The sequence below is a fragment of the Vibrio sp. 378 genome (assembly GCF_033339435.1).
The window spans coordinates 399,796-412,798 of sequence record NZ_JAWOUO010000002.1 but is presented as its reverse complement, the minus strand read 5'-3'; the positions used below and the strand labels follow the sequence as shown (position 1 = coordinate 412,798).

Genomic DNA, 13,003 nt, shown 5'->3' with positions numbered 1-13,003 from the left:
GACGCCGTTTACGCAACGAATGTGAGAAGCGGAGTCTTTTTGTGAGTTCACAACGTTGGCTGTGGAGAAACCGATGTTTGATTCAGATCTCTGGTCTTGAAAAGGATGTTGGCTCTAGGGAGAAAGATTTGAAAACCACCAAAACCAAGAAAATAAAGAAACAACACGAACGCGCATACGAACTGCTTGCTGAGGCGGCTTACTCAGATCCATTTGCGGCGCTGGGTCCTTTCATTGACGACGAAGCTTCGCTGAGAGTTTGGATGCCGGGCGCAAACAAGGTTGAACTGCTTGTTAATGGTGAACCTCGCGTGGCGCTTGAGCGTGATGGCGACAGCGGTTTCATCTTAAAAGAGCAACGCGATTTACACCTGACTCACTACCGTTTAGCGGTCGATTGGAATGGTGTTGAACAAATTATTGATGACCCGTACCAGTACCACAATATCTACCAAGAGTACGAGCATCTGCATACGCCAAAAGACATGTATCACTACATGGGCGCACACTTTGTCACGCTAGAACGTGGCGGTGAAAACATCTCTGGTGTGCGTTTCCTTGTTTATGCACCACATGCATCTGCTGTTAGCCTTGTGGGTTGCTTCAACCAATGGGATGGCCGTCGTCATCCAATGCAACGCCTAGACTACGGTATCTGGGGCCTATTTATTCCTGGCTTAGAAGAAGGCGTTCAGTACAAATTTGAGCTAAAAGGGCCAAATGGGGAAGGGCTGCCACACAAACAAGACCCTTGGGGTTTCTACTCTGAGCAATACCCATCGTTCGCATCCATCACCTACGATCACAAGCGTTACCAATGGCAAGATGCGAAATGGCAAAACCGCGCAGTGACACAAAAGCGTGATGAAGCGTTATCGTTTTATGAGCTGCATGCTGGATCATGGAAGCGCGACGAGAACGGTGATTTCCTCAACTACCGCGAACTCGCGGAGCAGTTGGTGCCATACCTTGTGGATATGGGCTACACCCACGTTGAGCTGATGCCTGTGTCTGAGCATCCATTCTATGGTTCATGGGGCTATCAACCCGTTGGCTTATTTGCGCCAACTAGCCGTTACGGCTCTCCGGATGATTTCAAATTCTTCGTGGATGCGTGTCACCAAGCTGGTATCGGTGTGGTGCTGGATTGGGTTCCGGCGCATTTCCCATCGGATGACCACGGTTTAGCAAACTTTGACGGCACACCGCTGTTCCACGACCCGGACCCACGTCGCGGTTGGCACCAAGATTGGAACTCATACATCTATGATTTAGGCCGTGAACATGTGCGTCGCTTCCTTGTATCGAATGCGCTGTACTGGTTTGAACAATTCCATATTGATGGCATTCGCGTGGACGCCGTCGCGTCGATGCTTTACCTCGACTACTCACGTAGCCACGACCAGTGGGTACCAAACGTCGATGGTGGCAACGAAAACTACGACGCAATCGCAACCTTAAAATGGATGAACGAAGAAGTGTACAAGCACTTCCCGAATGCGATGACGATTGCGGAAGAGTCAACGGCGTTTCCGGGGGTGTCTGCGCCAACCTTTATGGGTGGTTTAGGTTTTGGCTTCAAGTGGAATATGGGGTGGATGCACGACAGTCTTTCATACATCAAAGAAGATCCTGTTCACCGCAAATACCACCACAATACCATCACCTTCCCGCTGGTTTATGCGCACAGCGAAAACTACGTCTTGTCTCTCTCTCACGATGAGGTGGTGTACGGAAAAGGCTCTATCCATAACAAGATGCCAGGTGATGAATGGCAGCAAACCGCAAACCTACGAGCATACTACGGTTATATGTATGGTCAACCGGGCAAAAAGCTGAACTTTATGGGCGCGGAAATTGGCCAAACGGCGGAGTGGAACCACGATGATCAGTTGCAATGGTTCTTACTGGAATATGAGCGTCATCAAGGCGTTCAAAAGCTGATGCGAGATTTGAACCACTTGTACCGAAATGAAGCGGCGATGCACGATCAAGATTGTGTTCCTGCTGGTTTTGAGTGGCGTCTACAAGACGAAGCGGATGCGAGCATCCTAGCGCACGAGCGTATTAGTAAAGAAGGTGAGCGTATTCTGATCATCACCAACTTTACGCCCGTACCACACGAGCGCTTTCGTTTAGGCGTTCTAAATGCAGGTCAATACGAACTGCTACTGAATACAGACGATAGCAAATACGGCGGCAGCGATTTTAAAGTGCTGACCAGTGTGAAAACGGAAAAAGTTGAAAGTGAATCACTGCCTCAATCACTTGAGCTTCGTTTGCCTCCACTTTCAACCGTGTTCTACAAGCTGCACAAATAATTTAGTCTAATCAAATTCTAAGCCCGTTTTACATTGTAAATCGGGCTTTTTTTGACCTATTTTTTACCTCTAAAACTTGTTGTTCTTGATTGAATCAGGCAAGCTCACGGGTTTGTTTATCATCAATCGCTAATGCATTGGGGAACTACACATGTTGAAAAGGCTTAAGTCATTTCTATTTAAAATGGTGTTGATATTGCTGATCGCCCCAGTCGTTTTGGTTGGTTTGGTGAAATATGTCGATCCACCAATATGGGGATGGAAGTTAAGCCGCATTGTTGCGCCACCAAAGAACTATCCAGACAATAGTCAACACGAATGGGTATCCTTGTCGCGCATTTCAAAAAATATGCAGTTAGCGGTGATTGCGACCGAAGATCAAAAATTCCCTCATCATTATGGTGTCGATTTCGAATCGCTATTCGACGTGATTTCCGAGGCTGGTGATAATGGTCCGTCGAGAGGCGCGAGCACTATTACCCAACAGGCTGCGAAAAATGTGTTTTTGTTTCCTTCTCACTCCTACGTTCGCAAGGCTTACGAGCTTTACTTTGCCTTACTGATGGAGCTGATGTGGAGTAAAGAGCGTATTCTAGAAGTGTATCTAAATGTGGTTGAATTTGGTCCCGGTATTTACGGAGCCGAAGCGGCGGCGCAGAATTATTTTGGTGTCAGTGCAAAGCAACTCTCGAAGTGGCAAGCAGCGCGTTTAGCCGTGGTGTTGCCAAACCCATATCGAATCAAAGTCTACCCACAAAGTGAGTACACTGCTCGCCGCACAAGATGGGCGATGAATCAAATGAGCAATCTTGGCAGCGTGCAACTTTAACTCCCTCAATCTATTGCACTTAAATAGAACTACGCCCCTATATCAATAAAATGTGAAGCGTCACAAGCTTTAGGGCGTAGCCTTTCAGAATGATGTGCTCAGTTTTTCATCCATTTACTATTAGCGTGAATAAAAATACAACACGAATACTGCGCCTATGCGAAACCAATGGACTGAACGATGAAACTGAATCTGATTACGACTACCTTATTGCTTGCATCGGCAAGTGCCATCGCCGAGCCAAACATCACCATTTCTACCACGACCAACAGCCGTGACTTTCCGTTAAGTGCAGAGCAGCCTTTGGTTGTGCCCTTAACCAAAGATGGATACACGCTCAAAATTACGGGTGTTGAAGGCGACTGTGTCGCGCCTGATGGCCAGAAGGTCAAATTCAATAAACCTATCGCGCTGAACTGCGGAAAGCCAACGGAACTGCCGTTAAAAATCCGCTTTACTGGCGATTACTCTTTTGCTTTTGATGCGGAAGCCAAAACACTGCGCTTCAAGCGTGAACCTAAGAAAGCCGCGAAGACAGAATTCAAACGCCCAATCCCACAAGTGCAATGTGAGGTTTATCAAGGCGGCGAAGTCACCATTGCGCTGGGTGACAGTTTCCCCGATGGCACCAAGTTGCGTGATGCTTACTCTGGGCAAATGGTCGAAGTAAAAGATCAGCAAGTATCGCTGACGCCAAGCAAAGATTCAGGCGGGTTGGTGCTACTAGAGCCAGTGAAGAAAACCAAAGAAGCAGTACCGTTTGATTACCGTAATGCCAACATTTACTTCGTGATGGTCGACCGTTTCAAGAATGCTGATACGAGCAATGACAACAGCTATGGACGCAAGAAAGACGGCAAAGAAGAGATCGGCACCTTCCACGGCGGTGATCTAAAAGGCGTGATCGAAAAGCTAGATTACATCAAGAGCCTAGGTACAGATGCGATTTGGTTGTCGCCAATCGTTGAACAAGTGTACGGCTTTGTTGGCGGCGGCGATAGCGGCTCATTCCCATTCTACGCTTACCACGGTTACTGGACGCGTGACTTTACCAAGATTGATGAGAACTTCGGTAACGAAGCTGATCTGAAAAAGCTGGTGGAAGAGGCACACAAACGTGGCCTTAAAGTCTTGATGGACGCAGTAATCAACCACACCGGTTACTCAACGTTAGCCGATTTGCAATTTGACGGTATTGAGGTGTTAAAACCAAACGCTGATTTACCGAATAAGTGGGGTGACTGGCAACCAAAAGCGGGTGAAAATTGGCATAGCTATCACCAGAATATTGATTACCAGAGTCCAAACTGGTCGAAATGGTGGGGCGGTGACTGGGTAAGAACAGGTCTACCGGGATACCCAGCTCCGGGCAGCAGTGATATCACTATGTCATTGGCGGGTTTACCTGACTTTATCACCGAATCAGACAAAGCCGTGAAGCCCGCGCAGTGGCTATTGGATAACCCTGGTACTCGCGTAGAGGCGCGCGACAATTACACCGTCTCGGACTACCTAATTGAGTGGCAAACTGATTGGGTGAAACGCTTTGGCATTGATGGTTACCGTGTCGATACGGTGAAGCACGTTGAAGGCGATGTGTGGAAACGCTTGAAAGAAGAGGCTTCAAGCAGTCTTGAGCAGTGGCGCAAAGAGAATGGTAAGTCAGGTCAGCCATTCTGGATGATGGGTGAAGTATGGGGACATACCGCATATCGCAGTCCTTACTTTGAAGATGGCTTTGATGCGTTGATTAACTTCGACATGCAGAAGAAGTTAGACAAAGGCGCGGCGTGTTTCAGCCAAATGGCAGACACCTACCAAAGTTACGCAGATACTATCGCCAATGAAAAAGACTTCAACCCAGTGAGCTACATGTCTTCTCACGATACCGAGCTGTTCTTCTCTCGCTTCAAAGATTACGGCATGCAGCGTAACGCCGCGAATGCACTGCTTCTGAGCCCTGGTGCTGTTCAGGTTTACTATGGTGATGAAGTTGGTCGTAACATTGGTCCTTACGCGGACGATTTCCACCAAGGCACTCGTTCTGACATGGTGTGGAAGCTATCTGATGAGAAGCGAGCGCTGCTCAAACACTGGCAAACTCTTGGTCAGTTCCGTAAAGCGCACCCAGCGATTGGTGCGGGTCAGCATCAAGTAATTGAACAAGAAGGCGCGTACGTGTTCTCTCGCTCGCTTGGCAATGACAAAGTCGTTGTGGCGTTTGTAGGACGTGATAAGTAACTAAACGCTCTTTATGTCGATAAATAAAAAGCCCTTCCTTGAGTTATCAGGGAAGGGCTTTGTTGTTTTAGTTCGCCAGTTCTTGGTCGATGACTTTTTCTAGCTCGTCAAACGGCACATAGCCAGGAATGACTTGATCATTAATGATCAACGCGGGCGTGCCGCGTAAACCAAGTTGCGTGAAATACTGATAGTTTTTATCAAGCAACGCCTTGGTCTCTTTGTCGTCGACAAGCTGTGCTTCTGTCCCCGTTTTTTTCGCGATTTGATTTAAGGAACGTGCGTCATGTGCGCCCGGTTTTTTCACCAATAACTCATGCACTTGTTCGTACTTATCTCGCTGGTTTTGCCAAACATTTAATGCGTAACTTGCCGAGTTGTAGCCGTTTTTCTCGTATTGTTCTTTAAAAGAGACATTGAGGTTAAGCACTTTTACCTGCGGATATTCCTTACCAACTTTGACCAGCTCTCCTTCTAAACGTTTACAAAAAGGGCAGCTGTAGTCTGTTACGTTAATAATGGTTAACTCAGGGTTTTCAGCACCAAAAGAGGAATGTTTGCCATCACTTAGATATTGACGAACCTCCTTCAAGGTGTCGCCAAATGACTGTTGATACGCAATGTACTCTTGAAGGTTTTGGTGCAATGAATCAAGAATTTGAGGGTTATCTTTTAGTATCTGACTAACTTCCTCTAGCTTTTGTTCTGCGGTCTTTTCTGATGCGAAAGATACGGCAGATACGATAGCCATCGTTAACGCCAAAAGTGTACGAGTGAATGTCATAATATTTCCTAAAACTTTTAAATTTCGTTGTTTGTTATGTGAAGTGAATAAAATATGTACAAAAGTCAGGCAGAAAGGTCTCTCGCCTTGCTGGCTTTATTCTCTAAACACGCAAAGTTTTAGGTGAACCCGATACTTTTCCGGTATCGGTTCTGTGTATTCCAGATAACGAATTGCTGTGGTTGTCATCGGCAGCGCCACAACCAAAGCAAACAGAAAAAATGGAATAAGAATATGATCAAACTGATGTTGGTACGCTTGAACCAGCTTTTCTGAAAGGTCGCAAGATGGTGATAAATTCACACTCTCATCTTGCTGACTCTGTATTTGGTGAGCCTTCGGGCAGCTTTTCGAGAAACCAGAATTTTGGCTTAAGCATATCATCACCACCCAAAGCACGAGGGCGAGTGTCCATTTGGCTATTTTATATTGTGAGCGTAACAATGGGTCGTATAGTCCTGTTAATTCTGGTTTATGCCGCTTACATATGACCGGGCCATCCTAACCTAAATTTCGTGGCTGAATGTTACTTTCGAGTTAATCGATATTGCCTCAATGCCAAAGTATGAAGTACGTCATGAATGTTGTAGAAAGCAATATTCGTCAGAATCATTTGTTGAGTTGATGAAGAAGTCGTGAGCTATCGACATAGATTAATATACCTAATTGTTAGCACAAATTTTTATTATCTTTCAATTGTGATTGGAATCATAAAACAAAACTTCATAACTGAGTCGCGATAATGTTCGGCAGGCGGATTGATTTTGATCATCTCTCTAGCACATTATTCAGGTGAACATATGTGTTAAGTTCCACATGTGTAGGTAATGTTATGAAAATTCCTGTTCAAACTGAGCGTAAAGTTACACTGGGGTGCTACGTTGCTCTGGCGTTTGCGGTTGTGTTCTTTTCTGGCCTGATGCAATCTAGCGAATGGTACGGTGTATTCGATTTTACAACGCTCAATGGCTCTTTCGGCAAGGTGGCGTATGGTGTCACCGAAACGGCTGACGGTGTGCAAGTTGCAACAACGTCGCTTCGCGGTACTGGTGGTAGCGGTGCTCGTGACGGTTTCATTTTCGCACTTACTTTGATTCCAACTGTTATGTTCGCCTTAGGTATGATCAACGTACTTGAGCACTACGGTGCACTTGAAGCCGCTCGTAAGCTTCTTACTCCTCTTCTACGTCCTCTAATGGGCATCCCTGGTAACTCTGGTCTGGCTTTAATTGCTTCTCTACAAAGTACCGATGCAGGTGCGGCAATGACGCGTCAGTTAAAAGATGAAGGTCACCTAACTAAGCGTGAAACGGACGTATTTACCATGTTCCAGTTCACTGCAGGTGCAACCATCGTGAACTTCTTCTCATCGGGTGCTGTGCTGTTCACATTGACGATGGCTGACGGCTCTCTAGCGGTAACGTCTTCTATTGGTTTAGCGGTTGTGGTGATGTTCGCATTCAAGATCATCGGTGCGAACCTGTTCCGTATCTACCTAAACATGACGGAAGGTAAAGAAGACAAACAAGACCAAAACAAATCAGAGAACCTAAAAGAGGAGACGGCATAATGGGTGACGTTAAAGCGAAAAAACCGATGGTGACGGATATCTTCGTCGAAGGTGCTAAGAAAGGCTGGGTAATTGCGACTACCTCTACGGTTCCTAACGTATTGATGGCGTTTGTTATCATCAAAGCGCTGCAAATCACGGGCGCGCTGGATCTGATGGGCACGGTGTTCTCTCCAATCATGGCGGTGTTTGGTCTTCCGGGTGAAGCGGCAGCGGTATTGATCGGTGCTTGGATGTCGATGGGTGGCGCGGTGGGCGTAGTTATTACGCTATTTGACCAAGGTATCCTGAACGGTACGCACATTGCGATTCTAGCGCCTGCCATCTACCTTATGGGCTCTCAAGTTCAGTACATGGGTCGTATCATGGGCCCAATCGGTACTGAAGGTCGTTACATCCCAATTATGATTGCAATCTCAGTATTGAACGCGTTTGGCGCAATGCTGGTGATGAATCTGTTTGTCTAGGAGTGAGTCATGCAATTCTCTCTAAATGAATATCTAGAAGAGCTACGTCCGCTGATTAATGTGGATTGTGGCACTTACACGACTGATGGTATCGAGTTTATCGCTTCTCAATTTGAAGAGAAGTACCAAGCGATGTCAGGTTGGAGCGTAAAACGCATCGACTGTGGCAGAGCGGGCATCGGTCTTGAAGTTCGAAACAAGCCGGAAGCTGAGCAAATCGACGTAATGCTGATTGGTCACATGGATACCGTGTTCCCTGTGGGTACTGCTGAGCTTCGTCCAATGTCTCAAGATGCAGAGAAAGCCTACGGTCCGGGCGTCTCGGACATGAAATCTGGCTTGCTGAATATTGTGTACGCGATGCGTAACCTCGACCAAGCGGTGTTGGATAAACTGTCGATTTGTATCTGCATGAACCCAGACGAAGAAACTGGATCGTTAGATTCGGTCGACTGGATTCAATCTGTTGCAAAAAACGCGAAAAACGTATTGGTGGCAGAAGCAGCACGCGCAGACGGAGGTTTAGTCAAAGCGCGCAAAGGCATGGCGCGTTACAAAATCACGTTTAATGGCATTGCAGCCCACGCTGGCAACGAGCCAGAAAATGGCCGCAGTGCAATTACCGAGATGGCGAACTGGATTCTCGCAATCAATGCCATGACGAACTTCGAATCTGGCACCACATTAAACGTGGGTATTGTGTCTGGCGGTAACGGCGCAAACATCGTCCCTGAGCACGCTGAAGCGATCGTGGATGTGCGTTTCTGGAGTAATGAAGAATACGATGATGTCGATAGCAAGCTAAACGGCATGCTGGAAACACCATTCGTTGATGGCGTTAGCATCGAGTTGGTTCGTGAAGCTTACAAACCCTCTATGGTGCCAAGCACGCAAACTGAAAGCTTGATGGCATTAGTTGAAGAAGCAGCAAGTGAACTGTCTATTGACATCAACTGGAAAGAAGTGGGTGGCGGCTCTGATGCAAACAATACGGCAATTCTTGGCGTTCCAACTTTGGATGGTCTAGGACCTATCGGTGCGGGCTTCCACAGCGATCAAGAGTACTTGTTGCTTGAGTCTATTGAACCACGTATCAAAATGTTGATACGTGTACTGGAGAAGATTGTTCAATAAGGCATTCTGCTTTTAAAGCTTGGTTCCCAAAGCTTTTGGCTTCAACCTTTTGGTTTGCAAGACTTTTTGTTTCCAAGGCAATAATCCCCGGACTTCGGTTTGGGGATTTTTCTATCTGTGTTTCACTTTACTATCATTTCTTGTTATTAATCTTGCGTTCAGGTTCGATTTATTAATATGTTGGACATAGTCATAAATTTCGGAGGCAACGATGACCACAACAATGTCTGTAAAATCGGCGCCGAAAGACGCCAAAGATCAAACGATGCAAGCGCCAGATGAGAAAACATTCTGGCGAAAAATGAAAGGGTCGGTTAAGAAAGCGGGTGAAGAAATTGCCGTAATGGGCATAAAATCATGGCTCGCGATGACAGATTCTAACACCTCTGTTCGCCATAAGGCGATTTTAGGTGGAGCATTGGCTTACTTCGTATTACCAACCGATATGGTGCCAGACTTACTAGCTGGCGTCGGTTTTACCGATGATATGGCAGCACTGACGCTAGCGGCGAACTCGGTCGGCAATGCCATCACCGACGAGCATGAAGAACGAGCGAGAGAAAAGCTGAGTTCGATGGTGGATTAGAAAGAGCATTTCTAGACGCGGAGAAAACAAAAGCCCCGATATTTCCATCGGGGCTTTCTTTTAGACAGGACTATATAATTTCAGGATGGTAATCGTAGAACGATTTAGGCGTCAGCGCGTTTAAGATGCACTTCTTCTTCGGCTACGCCTGCCATTGGGTCGTTGAAGCGAGCTTCATCCAATGCACCCTCTGATTTTGCAACGATGACGGTTACAGCACTGTCACCAGTGATATTTACCGCGGTACGAATCATATCAAGAAGACGGTCAACACCCATGATGAGCGCGATACCTTCAAGCGGCAGACCAACTTGGTTCAATACCATAGCAAGCATTACAAGACCCACACCAGGAACACCTGCGGTGCCGATAGACGCCAGAGTTGCCGTCATGATAACCATTAGGTAATCGCCCATAGTTAAATCAATATTGAAAGCTTGAGCAATAAACGCAGTTGCTACGCCTTGCATGATCGCCGTACCGTCCATGTTCACGGTTGCACCAAGTGGTACTGTGAACGATGATACACGGTTCTCAACACCCATGCGGTGCTTTGCTGTTTCCATTGTCACTGGAATCGTCGCGTTCGATGATGCTGTAGAAAAAGCAAACATGATCGCGTCTTCCATCTTACGTAGGAACGTAATTGGGTTTAGACCTGTGAAACCTTTTAACATTAAGCTGTAAGTAACTAGACCGTGTAGGACAAGCGTACCAGCCAGTACTAAGAAGTACTCTGCCAGATTGACGATCGCGCCCAGACCAAGACCAGTAAATAGCTTCGCCATTAAGAAGAACACCCCATAAGGCGCCAAGTTCATCAAAATCGCGACCAGTTTCATGATCACTTCATTCAGATCAGAGAAGAATGCTGCGATGCGTTCGCCTGGTTTACCCGCTGCACTGATCGCGATACCGAATAGCACGGCGAACACGATAACTTGCAGAGTTTTACCTTCTGCCATTGCGCTGATTGGGTTGGTCGGGAACATATCGATGATCACTTGACCTAAAGATGGCGCTTCGGCTGATTTGAATGAACTTGCTGCCGTTAGATCTGCCCCTGCCCCTGGTTGGAATAGAGTACCCATAGTTAGAGCAAGCGTAATCGCGATAGCCGTTGTCGTAACGTAGAAAGCGAGGGTTTTACCGCCCATGCGACCCAGTGTAGAGAGGTCTTTGAGAGAGCTAGTACCACAAACTAACGAAACAAATACTAGCGGTACAACAAGCATTTTTAAGCTGGCAACGAAGATCTGTCCACCAACTTCGAATAATCCATTAACAATGTATGCGTCGACAAATCCGTTGTCGGCAAAAAGTGTGCGAATTGCAAATCCTGTCAAGATACCCGCAACCATACCTAAAATTACGCGGCTGGTAAGCGACATCGGTTTCTTGGTATTCATGAGAACACTCCTTATAGTTATGCACCTTGAGTTCACTTCAAAGCGGCGAGCAGATTAGCAGCGGAGTGAGAAAATACGAAAGAATAATCCTCTAAATGGTTAATAGATGTGAACTTTATCACTAATAAAAATGGGATTTTAACCAAATATTAACGAATTGGCCGGATGAAAAGTTTGTATTTTAACACTTTTATCGAATATACAACCGATAACAAAGAGGATTTACAATAAATTTTAATAAGAGATAGAGTGCATACTCTCTTTGAGTGGATGCATTTCTGCATAACTATTTAAGTTATATTCAGGCTAGCGGTCGCTTCTTTAGGGATAATTTAGTATTGAGTGTTCATCAGAGCCAACGAACCCTTTATGCTTTCATATTTGTCAACTCAATGATGGTTGGCAAGTGTAGTTAGTTGGAGGTGATCCCAGCTCCAATAACTTTGACTGGTATTTTTAATCCCTCCAACCCAATAGCATTGTTTCGCTCGTATTAAGCCTTCCAAACACTGCTTGCCAGCCTCAGTGATACGGACGCTTTGTTCCCACCAGTGCCTTTCACGTGACTCAATCGTGATCAAAGGTGTTTGACACTGTGCTAGAGGGAGGAGTAACGCGTAAAACATCACGTCTCCTAGGTAAGGAAGAGGTTCTAGTTGTTGATATTGCTCAAACCAATCTTTGATGGGAATTGAACGATTTTGCGAGCTCAAGACCTTTAGTGCGAGGTGTTGTGTCAAGCTCAATCCAGTTTGTGAATTAGGTAACTCTTGCAAATGGCGTTTAAGCACGTTGAATATATTGGGCAAGCAATCCAGGTTATGCTGCTGAATCAAATTAACTATGGAAATAGGTGTCGGTGATGTAATAGCGTGCCAACACCGTTTAGCCTGACTGAATAATTTTGCTGTCACAGGTTTACGGTATCGCCAACAAGAACGAATAGCTTCTTCAGGCAACTGCCCAAAGCCGATGAATCGTTCAGTGCCCGGGAACTGGTTCAACTCAATGATCTCTATCACTTTATTCTCTACATTCTCTAACTGTGTTAGAGCACGAATTAGCATCAATTGATCATAACTGTCATGTTCGACCCAAAAGACGATTCGTTCAAATACATCACTTTGCAACAGATCGAGGTTTGATTGTTCCAATGTGACTATATCTTGAACCGAGTCTTCACGCTTCATCACGGGCAGCAGAGTCTCTACGACATATTGGGCACGAATGGCAAGGAAGTTCTGCGGTGTTGCTGGTATGGGGCCAATACAAAGCGGATCGATCAGGGCTAAAAATGTCCCTTCAAATCCACTGGTTTTAAGCTGTTGTTGTATATCGTGACCGCAACGAACGTGTAGCGTTTTTACTTTCGCATCTAGGGGCGGTTTTTGTTGTTTGATGGCTAGTTTGTGCGCTTCTAGCTCTTCGACATGAGCTTTTAGTTTACTCCAACTGGATAAGCCAAGTTCTCTTGCGAGTGCATATTGAACGTCAGCCAATTGAATTGTATTGGGAGCCAAAGATTCTGGCTTGGAGTGAAATCGCTTAACTAACTCCAACGTAGCGTCATCGTATAGGTGGATAGCTTTGAGCCTTTTTTTAGCAATGGATTTTTGCTGATTGATATTGATCGAGAAGCTATTTGTAGAGTTCATATTTCAC

Annotated in this window: 11 protein-coding genes; 7 read left to right on the top strand and 4 right to left on the bottom strand. The window is 46.0% G+C overall.

Annotated elements, in window-relative coordinates; genetic code table 11:
* Positions 1–128 precede the first annotated feature (128 nt).
* The 3 genes from glgB to R7Q48_RS05275 all read left to right on the top strand — a co-directional run bounded on the left by glgB (position 129) and on the right by R7Q48_RS05275 (position 5,391).
* On the top strand, positions 129–2,321 hold the full coding sequence (gene glgB, locus R7Q48_RS05285; RefSeq protein WP_411979273.1) for a 1,4-alpha-glucan branching protein GlgB: 2,193 nt from the start codon (positions 129–131) through the stop codon (positions 2,319–2,321).
* A 151-nt stretch (positions 2,322–2,472) separates the two neighbouring features.
* The gene (gene mtgA / locus R7Q48_RS05280) at positions 2,473–3,150 is read left to right on the top strand and encodes a monofunctional biosynthetic peptidoglycan transglycosylase (protein ID WP_151515271.1); all 678 of its coding nucleotides are present in this window, start codon (positions 2,473–2,475) and stop codon (positions 3,148–3,150) included.
* A gap of 180 nt (positions 3,151–3,330) precedes the next feature.
* Positions 3,331–5,391, top strand: coding sequence for an alpha-amylase (locus tag R7Q48_RS05275; protein WP_318132192.1), 2,061 nt, complete (start codon positions 3,331–3,333; stop codon positions 5,389–5,391).
* Between the two features lie 67 nt (positions 5,392–5,458).
* On the opposite strand, the gene R7Q48_RS05270 is transcribed toward R7Q48_RS05275, so the two are convergent.
* Together R7Q48_RS05270 and R7Q48_RS05265 are read right to left on the bottom strand one after the other, a co-directional pair.
* Positions 5,459–6,175, bottom strand: a complete 717-nt coding sequence (locus R7Q48_RS05270; RefSeq protein WP_318132190.1) for a DsbA family protein — start codon at positions 6,173–6,175, stop codon at positions 5,459–5,461.
* Positions 6,176–6,271: 96 nt separating this feature from the next.
* On the bottom strand, positions 6,272–6,559 hold the full coding sequence (locus tag R7Q48_RS05265) for a hypothetical protein (RefSeq protein ID WP_081107505.1): 288 nt from the start codon (positions 6,557–6,559) through the stop codon (positions 6,272–6,274).
* 448 nt (positions 6,560–7,007) lie between these two features.
* Here R7Q48_RS05265 and R7Q48_RS05260 point away from each other — a divergent pair, with 448 nt between their 5' ends.
* The 4 genes from R7Q48_RS05260 (at position 7,008) to R7Q48_RS05245 (ending at position 9,932) form a co-directional block, all read left to right on the top strand.
* Positions 7,008–7,745 carry a nucleoside recognition domain-containing protein gene (locus R7Q48_RS05260; protein WP_005374846.1) on the top strand — a complete coding sequence of 246 codons (738 nt, stop codon included), beginning with the start codon at positions 7,008–7,010 and terminating at the stop codon, positions 7,743–7,745.
* Positions 7,745–8,212 (top strand): YjiG family protein, encoded by a 468-nt coding sequence (locus R7Q48_RS05255; RefSeq protein ID WP_053303905.1) that lies wholly within the window; start codon positions 7,745–7,747, stop codon positions 8,210–8,212. Before R7Q48_RS05260 ends, R7Q48_RS05255 begins: the two co-directional genes overlap by 1 nt.
* Before the next feature lie 9 nt (positions 8,213–8,221).
* Positions 8,222–9,346 (top strand): M20 family metallopeptidase, encoded by a 1,125-nt coding sequence (locus R7Q48_RS05250; protein ID WP_225495686.1) that lies wholly within the window; start codon positions 8,222–8,224, stop codon positions 9,344–9,346.
* A gap of 211 nt (positions 9,347–9,557) precedes the next feature.
* The gene (locus tag R7Q48_RS05245; RefSeq protein WP_213912045.1) at positions 9,558–9,932 is read left to right on the top strand and encodes a YkvA family protein; all 375 of its coding nucleotides are present in this window, start codon (positions 9,558–9,560) and stop codon (positions 9,930–9,932) included.
* Positions 9,933–10,036: 104 nt separating this feature from the next.
* On the opposite strand, the gene R7Q48_RS05240 is transcribed toward R7Q48_RS05245, so the two are convergent.
* On the bottom strand, positions 10,037–11,341 hold the full coding sequence (locus R7Q48_RS05240; RefSeq protein WP_017820133.1) for a dicarboxylate/amino acid:cation symporter: 1,305 nt from the start codon (positions 11,339–11,341) through the stop codon (positions 10,037–10,039).
* Between the two features lie 389 nt (positions 11,342–11,730).
* On the bottom strand, positions 11,731–12,996 hold the full coding sequence (locus R7Q48_RS05235) for a DUF1835 domain-containing protein (RefSeq protein ID WP_238843728.1): 1,266 nt from the start codon (positions 12,994–12,996) through the stop codon (positions 11,731–11,733).
* Between the last annotated feature and the right edge of the window lie 7 nt (positions 12,997–13,003).